This window comes from Azospirillum doebereinerae (genome assembly GCF_003989665.1).
Lineage (GTDB): Bacteria > Pseudomonadota > Alphaproteobacteria > Azospirillales > Azospirillaceae > Azospirillum > Azospirillum doebereinerae.
Genome location: NZ_RZIJ01000001.1, coordinates 432,701 through 448,001, shown reverse-complemented (window position 1 = coordinate 448,001; position 15,301 = coordinate 432,701). Strand labels below are relative to the sequence as shown.

Annotated in this window: 18 protein-coding genes; 15 read left to right on the top strand and 3 right to left on the bottom strand. The window is 68.9% G+C overall.

Going from position 1 to position 15,301, the window contains the following annotated elements:
• Positions 1-106: 106 nt before the first annotated feature.
• Positions 107-748: a peptide-methionine (S)-S-oxide reductase MsrA gene (msrA, locus tag EJ913_RS01990; protein WP_126994292.1), complete on the bottom strand. Its 642-nt coding sequence runs from the start codon at positions 746-748 to the stop codon at positions 107-109.
• Between the two features lie 155 nt (positions 749-903).
• On the opposite strand from msrA, the gene EJ913_RS01985 reads away from it, so the two are divergent.
• Positions 904-1,386, top strand: coding sequence for an RNA polymerase sigma factor region1.1 domain-containing protein (locus EJ913_RS01985; protein WP_126994291.1), 483 nt, complete (start codon positions 904-906; stop codon positions 1,384-1,386).
• A gap of 8 nt (positions 1,387-1,394) precedes the next feature.
• On the opposite strand, the gene EJ913_RS01980 is transcribed toward EJ913_RS01985, so the two are convergent.
• Complete coding sequence (locus tag EJ913_RS01980) at positions 1,395-2,234, bottom strand: TrmH family RNA methyltransferase (protein WP_126994290.1); 840 nt, start codon at positions 2,232-2,234, stop codon at positions 1,395-1,397.
• Between the two features lie 94 nt (positions 2,235-2,328).
• Positions 2,329-2,907, bottom strand: coding sequence for a YqaA family protein (locus EJ913_RS01975; RefSeq protein ID WP_126994289.1), 579 nt, complete (start codon positions 2,905-2,907; stop codon positions 2,329-2,331).
• 459 nt (positions 2,908-3,366) lie between these two features.
• Here EJ913_RS01975 and EJ913_RS01970 point away from each other — a divergent pair, with 459 nt between their 5' ends.
• The 14 genes from EJ913_RS01970 (at position 3,367) to EJ913_RS01905 (ending at position 15,282) form a co-directional block, all read left to right on the top strand.
• Positions 3,367-4,854 (top strand): tyrosinase family protein, encoded by a 1,488-nt coding sequence (locus EJ913_RS01970; protein WP_211098857.1) that lies wholly within the window; start codon positions 3,367-3,369, stop codon positions 4,852-4,854.
• Between the two features lie 4 nt (positions 4,855-4,858).
• Positions 4,859-5,254, top strand: coding sequence for a hypothetical protein (locus EJ913_RS01965; protein WP_211098856.1), 396 nt, complete (start codon positions 4,859-4,861; stop codon positions 5,252-5,254).
• A 272-nt stretch (positions 5,255-5,526) separates the two neighbouring features.
• The gene (locus tag EJ913_RS01960) at positions 5,527-5,949 is read left to right on the top strand and encodes a cupin domain-containing protein (protein ID WP_126994287.1); all 423 of its coding nucleotides are present in this window, start codon (positions 5,527-5,529) and stop codon (positions 5,947-5,949) included.
• A gap of 55 nt (positions 5,950-6,004) precedes the next feature.
• Positions 6,005-6,460, top strand: coding sequence for a carboxymuconolactone decarboxylase family protein (locus tag EJ913_RS01955; RefSeq protein WP_126994286.1), 456 nt, complete (start codon positions 6,005-6,007; stop codon positions 6,458-6,460).
• Positions 6,461-6,772: 312 nt separating this feature from the next.
• On the top strand, positions 6,773-7,441 hold the full coding sequence (locus EJ913_RS01950; protein ID WP_126994285.1) for a hypothetical protein: 669 nt from the start codon (positions 6,773-6,775) through the stop codon (positions 7,439-7,441).
• 89 nt (positions 7,442-7,530) lie between these two features.
• Positions 7,531-8,271 (top strand): beta-ketoacyl synthase chain length factor, encoded by a 741-nt coding sequence (locus EJ913_RS01945; protein WP_185909652.1) that lies wholly within the window; start codon positions 7,531-7,533, stop codon positions 8,269-8,271.
• Positions 8,261-9,037 (top strand): lysophospholipid acyltransferase family protein, encoded by a 777-nt coding sequence (locus EJ913_RS01940; protein WP_185909651.1) that lies wholly within the window; start codon positions 8,261-8,263, stop codon positions 9,035-9,037. The genes EJ913_RS01945 and EJ913_RS01940 overlap by 11 nt, the downstream gene beginning before the upstream one ends.
• Positions 9,030-9,290 (top strand): phosphopantetheine-binding protein, encoded by a 261-nt coding sequence (locus tag EJ913_RS01935; RefSeq protein ID WP_126994282.1) that lies wholly within the window; start codon positions 9,030-9,032, stop codon positions 9,288-9,290. Before EJ913_RS01940 ends, EJ913_RS01935 begins: the two co-directional genes overlap by 8 nt.
• Before the next feature lie 7 nt (positions 9,291-9,297).
• Positions 9,298-9,546 carry an acyl carrier protein gene (locus EJ913_RS01930; protein WP_185909650.1) on the top strand — a complete coding sequence of 83 codons (249 nt, stop codon included), beginning with the start codon at positions 9,298-9,300 and terminating at the stop codon, positions 9,544-9,546.
• A 16-nt stretch (positions 9,547-9,562) separates the two neighbouring features.
• Entirely contained in the window at positions 9,563-10,111 is a 549-nt protein-coding gene (locus tag EJ913_RS01925; RefSeq protein ID WP_126994281.1) for a COG4648 family protein, read from the top strand.
• Positions 10,111-11,889, top strand: a complete 1,779-nt coding sequence (locus EJ913_RS01920; protein WP_126994280.1) for an ApeI family dehydratase — start codon at positions 10,111-10,113, stop codon at positions 11,887-11,889. Before EJ913_RS01925 ends, EJ913_RS01920 begins: the two co-directional genes overlap by 1 nt.
• Complete coding sequence (locus tag EJ913_RS01915) at positions 11,886-12,293, top strand: acyl-CoA thioesterase (protein ID WP_126994279.1); 408 nt, start codon at positions 11,886-11,888, stop codon at positions 12,291-12,293. Before EJ913_RS01920 ends, EJ913_RS01915 begins: the two co-directional genes overlap by 4 nt.
• Positions 12,290-12,922 carry a LolA family protein gene (locus tag EJ913_RS01910; RefSeq protein ID WP_126994278.1) on the top strand — a complete coding sequence of 211 codons (633 nt, stop codon included), beginning with the start codon at positions 12,290-12,292 and terminating at the stop codon, positions 12,920-12,922. The genes EJ913_RS01915 and EJ913_RS01910 overlap by 4 nt, the downstream gene beginning before the upstream one ends.
• The gene (locus EJ913_RS01905) at positions 12,919-15,282 is read left to right on the top strand and encodes an MMPL family transporter (protein WP_126994277.1); all 2,364 of its coding nucleotides are present in this window, start codon (positions 12,919-12,921) and stop codon (positions 15,280-15,282) included. Before EJ913_RS01910 ends, EJ913_RS01905 begins: the two co-directional genes overlap by 4 nt.
• The last annotated feature ends 19 nt before the right edge of the window (positions 15,283-15,301 follow it).

Sequence of the window (15,301 nt, the reverse complement as noted above, 5' to 3'; positions counted from 1 at the left end):
GCCGCGGGAGCTTTCAAGGACCGCCCGAACCATACCCGGAAGCCAGCCCGCCGCGCAACCGCAAGGGCTTACCCCGGGCGGTCGGGGGCGGGGGCGGGGAGCGTCATCAGGCCGCGCAGCTCACGCCCGTGCCGCCCAGGCCGCAATAGCCGTTGGGGTTCTTGGCAAGATACTGCTGGTGATAGCCCTCGGCGTAGTAGAAGGGCGGCGCCGCGCGGATCTCGGTGGTGACCGGTCCATAGCCGGCCGCCTTCAGCCGCTCCTGGTAGGCGTCGCGCGTCGCCTTGGCGGTCTCCAACTGTTCGGCGGTGTGGGTGTAGACCGCCGAGCGGTACTGGGTTCCGACGTCGTTGCCCTGGCGCATGCCCTGGGTCGGGTCGTGGGCCTCCCAGAAGGCGCGCATCAGATCCTCGAAGCTCACCTTGGCCGGGTCGTAGACGACGCGCACCGCCTCGGTGTGACCGGTGCGGCCGGAGCAGACCTCCTCATAGGTCGGGTTGGGCGTGTGGCCGCCCTGGTAGCCGACCGCCGTCACCCAGACGCCGGGGATCTTCCAGAACTTGCGCTCCGCCCCCCAGAAGCAGCCCAGCCCGACGTCCACCATCTCCAGCCCGGCGGGGAAGGGCGGTTGCAGCGGGTTGCCGTTGACGTCGTGGCGGTCGGGAACCGGGATCGGCTCGCTCCGGCCCGGAAGCGCCTCGTCCGGTCCGGGCAGGGTCGTCGGCTTGCGCAGAAACTGCCCCAGCATGCTGGTCTCCGTTCTGATGATCGTCCGTTGGGATGACCCCTTATGTCGGGTCGTCGCACCCCGGAAGCAAGCCCGAGCGGAACGGTCGGGAACCCCACCCCGCCCCTCGTGTGTTCATTCAAGGAACGACCCTTAGAAGCATGGAGACGACGACCATGGCCACCGCTCAGCCCGCGACCGCCCAGCCTGCCACCGACGCGACCATCCAATCCCTGATCGATCAGGGCCGCCGTTCCGGCAACCGCCTGAGCGCCGAGGCGTTGGGCGCCAGCCTGCCCATCGAAACGATGACCCCGGAGGAGATCGCCGTCGTCGTCGAGCGCATCGAGACCGCCGGGGTCGAGGTGGAGTTGGACGACTCCCGCCTGATGCGCGGACGGGGCGCGGCGCCGGCCGGCGACTACCGGCGGGGCGACGGCGTGGTGGACATCGCCAACCCGGCGGCTCCGGCGGTGTCGGCCCCCGGCGCCGTGCCCTCGCGCCACGGCTGGGCCGACGACGCCGGCAGCCACGCGCACGCCGCGCACGGCCACGGCGCCGTCCCGACCTGGGTGCGCGGCGGCGTGGAGATGCTGCCCTTGGCGAGCATCGTCGGCGTGGCCGTCGTGCTGCTGTTGGCGGTCGGCGGCCACCACTGAGCGGGGCTTCACCCTCCGGCGGTTGCCAAACCGTGAATGAGGATGGCGGCGGTGGCGGCGACATTCAGCGACTGGACCCGGCCGTTGCCGGGGATCGTCAGCACCGTGTCGCAGGCGGCCAGCGTGGCGGGCGGGATGCCGTCCTCTTCGTTGCCCATCACCAGGGCGACCGGCTTCGGTCCACCCGTCAAGCCGCCGGCGTCGACGCTGGGCCGCTTGGGATCCAGCGCCGTGCCGAAGACCCGGTGGGTCGCCCGCAGACGCTTGAGCAGCACCGGCAGGTTCGCCGCCTGGTAAAGCTCGACCCATTCGAAGCCGCCCTCGGCGACGCGGTAGGCGGCTTCGGACGGGGCCGCCTGCCCCGGATGGTCGGACAGCACCACGCGCGGCAGCCCGAAGAAGGCGGCGGTCCGCAGGATGGCGCCCAGATTGTGCGGGTTGCCGACGCCGTCGAGGATCAGCAGAGGCTCGCTCCAGCGCTTGGCCGCCTCGGTGTCGAAGGCCGGCAGGACGCGCGGCGCCATCAGGGCCACGACGCCGCCGTGCAGCACGGTGCCGGCGACCTTCGCCAACTCCTCGCCCTCCACCATGCGGTAGGGCTTGCGCGCGGCGGCCATCGCCTTGCAGAAGCCGCCGACCGCCGGTTTCAGCCGCTCGTCGAAGAACAGCCGCTCGACCCGCTCCGGCTCATGCGCGAACAGGGCCGACACGGCGGAGAGGCCGGAGACGCGGAACAGCTTGGCGCGCGGCTCCTCCAGGTGGGAGGCGGGTTGGGGGACTGGCGGGCCGGGCGGCCGGGCGGCGGCTCGGGGGCGGTGGGGAAGGGGCGGGCGCCCGCGCGGGGGCATGTCGGTCCTGTCGGGTCGTTGCGACGTTCGGCCCGCGCTTTTCACCACGAAGGCCGGACGGACACAAAGACTTTCACGAGGAGGATGGCGGAGGCTACAGCAGCTTCACCACCAGGAACCCGCCGATCAGCGCGGCGGCGAAGACGCTGGTGACCAGGGTCAGCCGCTTCTCGATGAAGGCACGGATCGGTTCGCCGAAGAAGTACAGCAGCGCCGCGACCAGGAAGAAGCGCATCGAGCGCGAGATGACCGATGCCCCGATGAACACCCACAGGGGAAGGTGTGCCACCCCGGCGGTGATGGTCAGCAGCTTGTAGGGGATCGGCGTCATCCCTTTGATGATGAGGATCTCGGCGCCGTAATCGACGAAGGTCTGACGCAGCGCCTCGAACTTGTCGGTCAAATGGTAGAAGTCGATGACCCAGCGGCCGACCGTCTCGTACAGGAAGAAGCCGATCATGTAGCCGGCGATGCCGCCGACCACCGAGGCCAGCGTGCAGATCGCCGCCAGCTTCCACCATGCCCGCCGGTTGGCGATGACCATCGGCACGAGCAGCAGGTCCGGCGGCAACGGGAAGAACGAGCTCTCCGCGAAGGACACGGCGGCCAGCCACTTGGTCGAATCCTTCGAACCGGCCTTGGCCATGGTCCAATCGTACAGGCGCTTCAGCATGCGGGTCGCCGCCTTCGTCAGGTCTCGGGTCCGGTCAGGCCTCCGTTGTAGCCGCGCCGGCCCGGCCGCGCCAGATCCCAAAACGATCGTTCCCGGATGGGGATGGATCGTCGGAGGCGGTACCTCCTTCATCGGTGTGTGGGGAGCGTTTTCCGCAGCGGGCGGGCACATCGTCGCCCAACTTGCCGCCGCTGTCCGGGTTCGCGCGCGACTTCACGGTGTCGATTGGTTTTCGACGTCGGACCTATCGCCTGTGAGCGTTTCAAGAGGATGCGAAAAGGCGTGCCTTTAAAATTATTGGGATGTATGATTGATAATAATTTCTCTTTTTAGGAGGTTTAAAAGATTATGAAAGTTAAGAGAAGGGAATTTATTGTTGGTGTCTCCGCCCTTGCGGGCCTCTCCGCCTTTCCCGTTGCCCCGGTGCGTGCGGCTGCGGCAAAGCACACCCGCTACAACGTGACCAGCGAACAGGGCAAGGCGATGCTGAAAAGCTACGCCGTCGCCATCGAGAAGATGGTGAACCTGCCGCCCACGCATCCGCACAACTGGTTCCGCAACGCCTTCGTCCATTTCATGGACTGCCCGCACGGCAACTGGTGGTTCTACGTCTGGCACCGGGGATATGTGGGCTTCTTCGAACAGACGGTGCGATCGCTGAGCGGCAACCCGAACTTCGCCTTCCCGTACTGGGACTGGACGCAGACCCCGGAGATCCCCGAAGGCATGTTCGACGGCGTGCTGACGCCGGTGGACAAGGCGTTCCAGCCTTACACCAAGGATCTCGACACCTTCACCGCCTACATCAAGCCGACGATGCAGGCCTATTGGAACGGGCTGAGCAAGGCGCAACGCCAGCAACTCGACGCCCGTGGCTACACCGATTTCAATCTGCTGTGGAACGACGTCACCGGCTACGACCCCAGCACGGGCAAGATCGTGCCGGGCAACCAGGGCTTCGCCGCGACCGAACGGGCGCGCTATCTCAGCCGCGACAACCCCAAGCTCGACGACAAGACGGCGCACGCCTGTTCGCCGGACGTGATCCGGGCCGGGCTGGCGCCGACCCTGTTCCACAGCCCGGACGTGGCCGGCAGCTTCACCAGTTCCAAGACGCCGTCGCACAACACCATGCCCGGCAAAGGCACGAGCTTCTCGGTGCTGGAGGGGCAGCCGCACAATCTGGTGCACAACGGCATCGGCGGCGTCGGCCCCTGGAATCCGGGTCCTTATGGCAACATGACGAACTTCCTGTCGCCGGTCGATCCCGTCTTCTTCCTGCACCACGCCAACATGGACCGGCTGTGGAGCGTGTGGGAGGGCAAGCAGCGCAAGCAGGGCCTGCCGGTCCTGCCGACCGACAAGACGGAGCTGGACCAGTTGGTGCGGGAGCGGTTCCTGTTCTTCGTCCGGGCGGACGGAACCTTCGTCACCGACGGCAAGGCCGGGGACTATTTGAGCACCGACCGGTTTGAGTATGATTACGCGCCGGGATTCGGCGATGGGGAAGGGATGCAGGTCGCTGCGGCAACCGCCCGGAAGCCTGGCCGGCCGGTCAAGGGGACGGTGAAGGCAGGGGTCGGCTCGGTCACGCTGGCTGGCGCGCCGACGGGGCCGGTGGTCGCGGCGGTCACGGTGCCGCGCTCCGCCGACCCGACCGCCGCGCGCGAGTATGACGTGCTGGTCAACGCCCCGGCCGGTGTGACGGAGGCGGGGGCCGACAGCCCATACTACGCCGGGACGGTCGGCTTCTTCGGGCCGGCGATGCCGGGCATGGCGCACGACGCGACCTTCGCCGTACCCTTGCCGCAACGCCTTCAGGCCATGACGACGCTGAACCAGACGAACAAGCAGGCCTCTGCCACGTTGGAGTTCCGCCTTGTGCCCGCTTACGACAAGTCCGCCGCCGCGCCGGCCGTCAAAGCCGTTTCGGTGCACACGCTCTAGGATCTTGGCGTCGGTCGCCACGTCGGTCGCCGTCATGCTCGCGGTGCTGGCCTTCCTGGCCCGGCCTGCGGCGGCGGACGACGTGGTGACGATCGCCCTGCCGCAGGCCCTGCGTCCGGGCGAAACCGCGTTCGTGCAGGTGACGGTGGGCGTCATCGTCCGTGGCCAGGAGGTGGAGGTGACGACGGCCGACGGTCGCCCCATCGGGACCGTCTCCCCCTTCGGCATCCGCTCCGGTGGGGAGGCGGGCACCTACACGATGCCCGTGCCGGCCGACGAGATCCGCGACGGCAGACTGTCGTTGCGCTTGCTCATCACCCAATCGAACGGCCCGCCCCGTCCACCGACGGTGGACGAGGTCAAGGGCGTGACGCTCTCGGTCGTCGGCACGCGGCCTTGACGCGCGCAAGGCTTGCTTTGCACATCCAGCACGAGCCTTGGCATAAGCTATTGATTTCATTTAAAAAGATTGCCAAGGGCGCAGTCCGCCCGCTTGATCGCGATGGTTTTCGCGGACCGGGTGAAGGAATTCGTCGTCGCCCTGTCACATCGGATCGTCCCGTCTCGTCATGAAGGAGAGTGTGCGGCCGGTTTCGCGGGTTGGCCCAGCCAATCCGCGTTCTGGCCATCAACGCTCCTCCTGTTTTTCATCGTCAGGACGAGAGAATTCGAATGATCAGGACATTTTTGTGCGCGGCGGCGCTGACGGTCGCCTCCGCGACCATGGCGTTGGCCCATGACGCCCCCGGCGGTGCGTCGAAGGTGACGCTGGTCTACGAGCACGCGCTTCCCAACGTCCCCGGCAAAAGCATCAAGGGCGTGCTCGTCGAGTATCCGCCGGGTGGTTCGTCCCCGGCGCACATCCATGCGAAATCCGCCTTCATCTACGCGACGGTTCTGGAGGGCGCGGTCCGCAGCCAGGTCAACGACGGGCCGGCGACCGTCCACCGCGCCGGCGAGAGCTTTTCCGAGATGCCGGGAGATCGGCACGGCGTCAGCGAGAACGCAAGCCACAGCGAACCGGCCCGGCTGCTCGCCGTGTTCGTCGTCGACACCGACGACACGATCCTGACGACGCCCGACACCAGCAAATGACGCCGGAACGCTCCGCCTTGGGCGGCGCGTTCGCAAATCATGAATGGAGATGACGATGCCCCCGCGTTTGACGAACACATTCAAGGCCGCGCCCGAAGCGATCAAGGCGATGATGGCGGTCGAGGCCAGCATCCGGGCCAGCGGGCTGGAGTACAGCCTGCTCGAACTGGTGAAGATGCGCGCGTCGCAGATCAACGGCTGCGCCTTCTGCATCCACATGCACGCGACCGATGCACGGGCGCATGGCGAGACCGAGATGCGGCTCTACATGCTGAACGCTTGGCGTGAATCGACGCTGTACAACGCACGGGAGCGCGCGGCCCTGGCCTGGACGGAGGCGTTGACACGGGTGGCTGAAACGGGCGCGCCGGACGCGGATTACGATCTGGTCAAGGCCGTGTTCACGGAAAGCGAGCAGGTCAACCTGACCCTGGCGATCGGCTCCATCAACCTCTGGAACCGGCTGCAGATTGGCTTCCGCGCAGCCCATCCCGTGGATGCTGCCCGATAGGGCATCACCATCGTCGGGGTGCATCGGCTACGGCCGGTTCGCCCCGACGTGCGGTCGCCACCAAATCAAAGCGGATTCCGCCAGAATGCTCCAAGTCCTCGTCGAACCCGACGCGATGTGAAGCATCCAGCGTCTGGAAAGGTGCACTCTTGCGCGAAATTTACCAACTTTTGAGGGAATTTTCTCTGGATTTATACCCATCTCTGAATTATGGAATTTGGCGAACGGATGAAGGTGCCATGCCTATTGCGCCAAAAATCCCTCGGTGACGCCAACTTTTCAATTTCTGAAAGTGATGAGGGAGAAAGTTCCATGTCCGTGACGCTGTTGAAGAACGCCACGCTTGCCGTGACGCTTGTCTTGGGCTTGGCCGCCTGCAAGCAGGAGCGCCCGAACACCGCGCTCGATTCTACCCCCGTGGCGCAGGCGGCGACGCCGGTGTCGATCAACGCGGGCGCCATCAAGCTCAGGGCCACGGTCAGCCCCGAAGAGGTCATCCTGATCGACAACGGGCAGCAGCGGACGATGCAATACCTCACGCCGCAGATGCGCACCGCCGTGCGCGCGATGGGCTTCGGCGGCGTCGGGCAGTACGCGGTGCTGCGCGGCAAGCGCGCCACGCTGCGCCTCGCCGGCAAGCAGCCGCTGTTCGTGTTCGCCATTCCCAGCAACGCCCAGCCGGAGAGCTATTTCACCCTGGCGAGCTTCGCGGTGCGCGACAATGGAACCCGTGAAGTGATTGTCGGTGGGGGCTATATGAGCTATTCCACGGGCGTGCATCAGGATCGCATCGTTCCGACCTCGTCCCAGAAGCTGCCGGACCAGTCGAAGGCGCCCAAGGGCTATGTGCTGTACGCCGTGGCGCCCGAGGTGGCCATGAAGGACGGGGAATACGCGATGATCTTCTACAACAGCCAGGTTCGGGGTATTGGTTTCGCGTCGACCCTGGACAGCTATTTCGATTTCGGCGTGGGCAACTGACGACAGGGCCGGCCGGTGAGGGTGGGGGCGCCCGTGCCGGCCGACCGGGGCAATGCGAGGTGGCCGTGGGGGAAGGGCTGAGGATTCGGGTGGGTGCGTGGCGCGCCTGGGCGCCGGGGCGGGAAACGCCCGCGGCGTGGTCCGATTGGGCCAACGGCGGGACGGGCGGGGACGCCGCCGTCACGAGCGACTCCGCCGCCGCGCCGGCCGCGCTGCCCATGATCCTGCGCCGCCGCGCCACGCCGATCGGCCAGAAGCTGATCGGCGCGGCGCTGGCCTGCGGCGACGCCGCGCGCACGGCGCGCTACGTGCTGGCCTCCCGTCATGGCGAGATGACGCGCACCGTTGGCATCCTCGACGCCTTGACTCAAGGGGAACTGCCGTCTCCGGCGGAGTTCAGCATGTCCGTCCATCATGGGCTGGCCGGGCTGCTGTCCATCCACACCGGGAACCGCGCGGGGCACACGGCGCTCGCGGCCGGGGCGGACAGCTTCGGCTACGGCCTTCTGGAGGCCGCGCTTTCCCTGCACGAGCGGCCGAAGGAAGCGGTGCTGCTGCTCTACGGCGACGCGCCGCTGCCCGACGGCTACGCCGCTTTCGACGGGGCGGAGGAGCGGCGCCCCCTTCCGCTCGCGCTGGCCATCGCGCTGGGGCCGGCGGATGGCGGGACGGACACCATCACGGTCGGCACCGTGGCGCGCCCGGACACGGATGCGCAAGATCCGTCCGCGTCCACCGCTCTCGATTTCCTGCGCTTCCTGCTCTCCGGCGCGGCGTCGGCCACCTCCGTGGGGGCGCGGCGGACCTGGGCGTGGCGCCGTGGTGCTTGAGCGGCTGAACTTCCTGTGGCGGCTGGTGGTGACGGGCATCGCCTTCGCGGTCATCTTCGCGGGCGGCGCGCTGATGGCGCTCACCGTCTTTCCGCTGATCGGGCTGTTCACGCCGCCGGGTCCGGCGCGGCGCGACCGCAGCCAGCGCTTCATCCACCACGCCTTCGGCTTCTACGTGCGGATGCTCCACACGCTGGGGCTTCTCCATCTGGAGGTCGTGGGGGCGTCGAAGCTGCGGGATCCCGGTGGCCGGCTGATCGTCGCCAACCACCCGACGCTGCTCGACGTCGTGCTGCTGATGGCGCTGGTGCCGCGCGCGCAGTGCATCGTGAAGAAGGAGCTTTGGGACAGCCCGTATCTGGGGCGGGTGGTGCGCGGGGCCGGCTACATCCGCAACGACCTCGAGCCCGAGGCGCTGTTGGAGGCCTGCCGCGCCGTGCTGGACGAGGGCAACAGCCTGATCGTCTTCCCCGAGGGGACCCGCACCACCCCTGGAGAGGCGGTGCGGTTCCGCCGGGGCTTCGCCAACATCGCCACTCTGCTCGAAGTCGAGATCCAGCTCGTCACCATCACCTGTCGGCCGCCGACCCTGATCAAGGGCGAGAAGTGGTGGATGATCCCGCCGCACCGCCCGCGTTTCAAAGTTGACATAGGCCAACGCCTGGACGCCAAAGGTTGGTTCGGCTATGAGTACCGCTCGCTCGCAGCCAGGAAATTGGTTCGCCAAATCGAAGAGTATTACACGGAACAACTTGCCAATGGATGAGCTTGAGCTTGAGGTCAAGACGCTGATTGTAAACGCTCTTAACCTTGAAGACATCGAACCGGAAACGATCGACAGCCAGGAGCCGCTGTTCGGCGACGGCCTTGGCCTGGACTCCATTGACGCCTTGGAGCTGGGGGTTGCGCTTCGCAAGACCTTCGGCATCAAGATCGAATCGGTGAACGACGACGTGAAGGCGCATTTCGCCAACGTGCGCAGCCTTGCCCAATTCATCCGATCTCAGCGAGCGGAGTAACGTGATCATGCTGTCGCGCGAAGACGTCTATGAAAAGCTCACCGGCCTGATCCAGGAGATGTTCGAGGTGCCGGCCGAAAAGCTGTCCCTCGACGCCCGTCTGTTCGAGGATCTCGATCTCGACAGCATCGACGCCGTCGATCTGGTGGTGAAGCTCCAGGGGCTGACCGGCCGCAAGTTCAAGCCCGAGGAGTTCAAGAGCGTCCGCACCATCGGCGACGTGCTCGACCGCGTCCATGCGCTCTTGCAGGAATAAGCGCTTTCCGTTCGGCATGGCGGCGCTGGCCGCCATCGGTCTGGCCTATCCGGGGCTGGTCTACATCGGACGCTCGGCGCTGCCGCCGCTCGCTTTCGTCACCATCGCCCTGGGCCTGATCGGCCTGCGGCTGGCCTTGGCGCGGACGGCCCTGTGGCGGGCCTGGCGCCTGGCTCTGTGGGGAGCGGCCGTTCTTGTCGCCGTCCTCGCGTTGTTGGACCAGCACCTCGCGGCGAAGGCCTACCCGGTGGCGTTGAGCCTGGGGGCCATGGCCGTCTTCGCCGCCTCCCTGTACAGCCCGCCCAGCGTGATCGAGCGCTTCGCCCGCCTGACCGAACCCGATCTGCCGGCGGAAGGGCAGGCCTATTGCCGCGTGGTCACCATGGTGTGGACCGTCTGGCTATTCGTCAACGCCGTGGTGGCCGCCGGCCTCGCTCTGGCCGGCGAGGACCGGCTGTGGGCCGTGTGGACCGGCGTCGTCGCCTATGGTGTCATGGCGCTGCTGTTCGGCGGCGAGGTCGTGGTGCGCCGTTTCGTGCGCCAACGCCACGCGGGCGCCTCGTGATGCTCGATCTTTCGCGCCTTCTCGTGGCCCCCCCCGTCTCCGACCGCCCGGTCGCCGAGAGCGGCGGGCGGCTGATCGGCATGGGCCAATTCGCGGCCGACGTCGCGACCAACGCAGAACGGATCCGCGTTGCGGGGTGTCGGCGCGGGCTGCTGGTCACTCAGGATGCCTATTGGGGAGCGGTGGGGCTGTTCGCCCTGTTGCACGCCGGGGCAGAGGCGGTGCTGCCGCAGAACGGCCAGCCCGGCACGCTCGCCGCCTTGGCCGATGTCCGGGACCGCGTGATCGGCGACGCGGCGCTGGACGGGACGGGCGACGCCCTCCGGCTCGAACCGGGCGTGGCCCGGACGGCTCCCGCCCTGGCGCTGCTCGATCCCGAGGCGCCGTTGTGCTTCTTCACCTCCGGCTCCACTGGCCGGCCCAAGCCGGTGCGCAAAACCCTGGCTCTGCTGCAACGCGAGGCCGAGGCGATCGAGGCCCTGCTCGGTTCCGTTGTGCCGGCCGATGCCTGGGTCCACGCCACGGTTCCCCACCAGCACGTCTACGGCATGGCGTTTCGGCTGTGCTGGCCGCTGGCCACCGGGCGGCCCTTCTCCGGCACCGCGCACGCCCTTTGGGAAAGCGCTTTGGCGGCGCTGGACGGCGGCTCGGTCCTGGTCACCAGCCCGGCCCATCTCGCCCGGCTGGAGGGCATCGCGCCGTTGCCGCCCGGCCGCCGGCCGAGCCTCGTGCTGTCCGCCGGCGCGCCGCTGTCCGACGAGGCGGCGGACGCCGCCGCTCGCGTGCTGGGCACTGTCCCCACGGAAATCTTCGGCAGTTCCGAGACCGGCGCCGTCGCCCATCGCGCGCGCCGGCTTCCCGATCCCGCGTGGCGCCCGCTGCCGGGCGTGACGGTCGGGCGTACGGAGGACGGGCGCCTGCGGGTCCGTTCCCCGGCGGTTCCCGGCGACGGCGTCCATGTCGGCGGCGATTTGGTGGACCTGGACGGGGAGGGCGGCTTCCGCCTGCTCGGCCGGGCCGACCGGATCGTGAAGATCGAGGGCAAGCGCGTCAGCCTTCCCGAGATCGAGGAGCATCTGCGGCGCCAACCCTGGGTGGCCGACGCTGCCGCGCTGCCGGTTGGCGATATGGCCCCGCGTCTGGCCGCCGTCGTGGTGCCGAGCGCCGAAGGGCGGGCGCTGCTGTCGGAGATCGGCCCGTTCCGCTTCGGCCGTCTGTTGCGGCGGGAACTGGGCGCAACCCAGGAACCGGCCGGGCTGCCCCGCCATTGGCGCTTTGTCGATGCCCTGCCGCAGGGCGTGCTGGGCAAGCGGGTGCCGGGCGACCTGCTCAGGCTTTTCAAGGGAGACGGTGCCATGATGGCCGAAACGACCGACGCCCAAACGAGTGTCGCTGAAGCGCGCCCGCAACGGCCGACCGAGCCCGAGATCCGCGCGGTCCGCAGCGGCGGCGAGGGGGTGGAACTCGACCTTTACCTTCCCGGCGACCTCGCCCAGATCGACGGCCATTTCCCCGGCCTGCCCATCGTCCCCGGCGTCGCGCTGATCGACTGGGCGGTGACGCTGGGCGCGCGGCACGGCATCCCCGTCGCGGTGGCGCGGGACTTCCAGGTCAAGTTCCGCCGGGTGACGGTGCCGGACAGCGCGGTGACCCTGTCGCTGCGTCATCTGGCGGCGCGGCGCCGGCTGGCTTTCGAATACCGCGCCGGGGACGAGACGCTGACCTCGGGCACCATCGCCCTGGAGGATCCCCCCAAGGACGGAGGCGACCAAGCATGATTTCGGCGACGGTGGCGATCCAGCCCCAGTTCTATCACCTCGACCCGATGCAGGTGGTCTGGCACGGCAACTACGCGCAGTTCCTGGAGCAGGCGCGCTGCGCGCTGCTGGAACGCATCGGCTACAGCTACCCGGAGATGGCGGCGTCGGGCTACATGTGGCCGATCGTCGACATGCGGCTGAAATACGTCCGTCCGGTGCGGCTGGCCCAGACCATCCTGGTCGAGGCGACGCTGGTCGAATACGAGAACCGGATCAAGGTCGACTACCGCATCCGCGACGAGAAGACCGGCGAGCTGCTGAACAAGGCGCACACCGTCCAACTCGCCGTGTCGGTGGAGACGGGCGAGCTGTCCTTCGACTCCCCCCCGGTGCTGATCGAGAAGGTGAGGGCCTTGCTGTGACCCGTCTGTTCGCTCTGATCCTCGCCGGGCTGCTGACGGCCACGGCGCTCCCCACCCGCGCGGCGGAATCCCCCTCCAGCGGCATGTCCACCATCGTCGAGGGGCAGGTCCTGCGCGGGCGCTTCGTGCAGGAGCGCTTCCTCAAGGGCTTCCAGGCCCCGCTGAAGAGCGAGGGGCGTTTCCTGCTGGCGCCCGGCCGGGGTTTGGTCTGGCGGGCGGAGACCCCCTTCGCGGTGACCACGGTGATGAGCCCCGCCGGCCTGTTGCAGGAGGTCCGGGGTGCCGAGACGATGCGGCTGCCCGCCGGGCGGCTGCCCTTCATGTCGAAGCTGTACACCATGCTGGGCGGCGCGCTGACCGGCGACTGGAAGGCGCTGGAAAGCGCCTTCGCCGTCACGCGCGAGGGCGACGCCAAGGCGTGGCGGCTGATCCTCACGCCCCTGAAGGCCGAGGACCCGACGACGCCGATCCGGGAAATCCGGGTGAAGGGCGGACGCTTCGTCGAGGAGGTGGAGGTCGTCAAACCCGACGGCGACCGCGACCGCCTGATCTTCCTCGACCAGTCGCTCAGCACCGAGCCGCCGGCCGGTGAGGACGCGCAGTCGCTGAGCGCCGCGGGCCGGCTGTGAAACGGAACGCGCCCCGGATTGCGGCGCTCGTCTGGCTGCTGGTCGTCGCCGTCGCCGGGGTCTATCTGGCGGGCCGAGTCCACGCCGGTCTGTCCTTCCGCACCGATCTGCTGGCCCTGCTGCCGCGCGAGGAGGTCGATCCTGTCCTGCAACAGGCCAACGAGACGGTCACCCGCTCGCTGGCCCGGCGGGTCGTCGCGTTGGTCGGCCACGCTGGCCGCGACGAGGCCCGCGCCGCCGCGCGCCGCCTGACGGACGACCTGTCGGCCACCGGCCTTATCGAGACCGCCGGGGGCGGCTTCGACGGCGACCGCATGAAGCGGATCGGCACGCTGTACTTTCCCCATCGCCAGGGGCTGCTGTCGCCCGGCGACCGGGCCGCGCTGAAGGCCGGGCAGGGCGAGGAGGTGGCGATCCGGGCGTTGTCGCAGGCCTTCGGCTTCGTCGGTCTGGCCGACGCCGGGCTGCTGCGGACCGACCCCTTCCTGCTGCTGCCGTCCTTCTTCACCAGCCTGCCGTTCCCGCTGTCGCGGCTGACGCTGGACGAGGGCATGCTGACGGTGGTGGAAGGCGGGACGACCTGGATCCTGGTCAACGCCGTGCTGCGCCGCGACCCCTTCGAGCTGGCGGCGCAGGACGCGGTGGTCGGCGCCTTCGACCGCTCGGTCGCCGCGCTGCGGGCGCAGACGCCGGGGGTCGAGGTCAAGCGGTTGGGCGCGGTCTTCTTCGCCCACGCCGGGGCCAGCACGGGTATGCGCGAGGCGACCATCCTCACCACCCTGACCATCGTCGGGGCGGTGCTGATGATCGTCGCGGTGTTCCGCCGGGTCGCTCCGCTGCTGCACAACGTGTTGGCGCTGGGCGTCGGGCTGGGGTTCGGCATGGCCGGCAGCCTCGCTTTGTTCGGAGAGCTGCACGTCGCGACCCTGCTGTTCGGCAGCAGCCTGATCGGCGTCGCGGTCGATTACGGGCTCTATTACAGCGGCAGCCTGTTCGATCCGGCGCTGCGAACCCCGCGCGAGCGGCTGCGCAGCATCATGCCCGGCATCACGCTGGGGCTGGTCACCGCGCTCAGCGGCTACGCCTCGCTGATGCTGGCGCCCATGCCGGGGCTGCGGCAGATCGCCGCCTTCTCCATCCTCGGGCTGCTCGCGACCTACGCCACGGTGGTGCTGTGGCTGCCGCTGCTCGACCGCGCCCAGCCGGCCCGGCATGGGCGGGGGATGCTTTGGGCGGCCGGGCGGCTGGGAGCCTTCTGGGACGTCGTCCTGGGGGCGCAGCACCGCCGGACGCGCGTTGCGCTCGCGGCCTTGGTCGTCGCCGCCGGGGGGACCGGGCTTTTCCTGCTGCGCTCCGACGACGACGTGCGGCGCATGCAGTCGCTCTCGCCCGGGCTGGTCCGCCAGCAGGAAGAGGTCCAGCGGCTGATCGGTGCCGGCACGGCGTCGCAGTTCCTGCTGGTCCAGGCGCCCGACACCGAAACCGCGCTGCGCCGCGAGGAGGCCGTCGTCGCCACGCTGGAGCGGCTGAAGGGGGAGGGCGCGCTGGCCGGCTACCAGATGCCCGCTGCCTTCGTGCCCTCGGCGGAGCGGCAGCGGGAGAACCGCGCGCTGGTGCGCGACGTTCTGGAGCAGCCATTGCTGGAGCGCCAGCGCGCCCAGCTCGGCCTGCCCGCTCCCACGGAGCCGGCGGTGGCCTCCGACGCGCCGCTGACCCTTGACGCCGCCTTGGCGGGGGAGACGGTGCCCTTCCTGGGCGAACTGGTGCTGGCGCCGGGGCTGCATGTGGTGGCGCTCCAGGGACTGACCCGCCCTGACGCCGTGCGCGCGGCGCTGGCGGGGGCGGAGGGCGTGCGGCTGGTTGATCCGACCGCCGACTTCTCGGCGCTGCTGGCCAAGTACCGGCAGCGGGCGCTGCTGCTGACCGGGCTGGCGGCGCTGCTGATGGTGCCGGCGCTGGCGTGGCGCTACGGCTGGCGCGGGGCCGCCGGGATCATGGGGCCGCCGGTCGCCGCCGTGCTGCTGACGCCGGGGCTGCTGGGGCTGGCGGGGCAGGATTTCTCGTTCTTCCACGCCATGGCGCTGGTGCTGGTGTTGTCCATCGGCATGGATTACGCGGTGTTCTGCGCCGAGGGCGGGACGGCGCGCCGCCCGATCACGATCCTGTCGGTGTTCCTGGCCTCGCTGATGACGCAGCTGTCCTTCGGGCTGTTGAGCGTCAGCAGCGCCTTCGCGGTGCACGGCTTCGGCCTGACCATGCTGGTCGGCATCCTGCTGGCCTTCCTGATGGCGCCGCTGGCCGGGCGTTGCGGGCCGCGCCGGGCGCTGCGTTCTGATGCCAACGCATCCGTTTTGATGTAAAGGTCGGCCGCATTCGCGG

Excerpts from the sequence above, each read along its gene's own strand:
- msrA (WP_126994292.1), bottom strand. The coding sequence starts at position 748 with ATGCTGGGGCAGTTTCTGCGCAAGCCGACGACCCTGCCCGGACCGGAC.
- EJ913_RS01985 (WP_126994291.1), top strand. The coding sequence starts at position 904 with ATGGCCACCGCTCAGCCCGCGACCGCCCAGCCTGCCACCGACGCGACC.
- EJ913_RS01980 (WP_126994290.1), bottom strand. The coding sequence starts at position 2,234 with ATGCCCCCGCGCGGGCGCCCGCCCCTTCCCCACCGCCCCCGAGCCGCC.
- EJ913_RS01975 (WP_126994289.1), bottom strand. The coding sequence starts at position 2,907 with ATGCTGAAGCGCCTGTACGATTGGACCATGGCCAAGGCCGGTTCGAAG.
- EJ913_RS01960 (WP_126994287.1), top strand. The coding sequence starts at position 5,527 with ATGATCAGGACATTTTTGTGCGCGGCGGCGCTGACGGTCGCCTCCGCG.
- EJ913_RS01955 (WP_126994286.1), top strand. The coding sequence starts at position 6,005 with ATGCCCCCGCGTTTGACGAACACATTCAAGGCCGCGCCCGAAGCGATC.
- EJ913_RS01950 (WP_126994285.1), top strand. The coding sequence starts at position 6,773 with ATGTCCGTGACGCTGTTGAAGAACGCCACGCTTGCCGTGACGCTTGTC.
- EJ913_RS01935 (WP_126994282.1), top strand. The coding sequence starts at position 9,030 with ATGGATGAGCTTGAGCTTGAGGTCAAGACGCTGATTGTAAACGCTCTT.
- EJ913_RS01930 (WP_185909650.1), top strand. The coding sequence starts at position 9,298 with ATGCTGTCGCGCGAAGACGTCTATGAAAAGCTCACCGGCCTGATCCAG.
- EJ913_RS01925 (WP_126994281.1), top strand. The coding sequence starts at position 9,563 with ATGGCGGCGCTGGCCGCCATCGGTCTGGCCTATCCGGGGCTGGTCTAC.
- EJ913_RS01920 (WP_126994280.1), top strand. The coding sequence starts at position 10,111 with ATGCTCGATCTTTCGCGCCTTCTCGTGGCCCCCCCCGTCTCCGACCGC.
- EJ913_RS01915 (WP_126994279.1), top strand. The coding sequence starts at position 11,886 with ATGATTTCGGCGACGGTGGCGATCCAGCCCCAGTTCTATCACCTCGAC.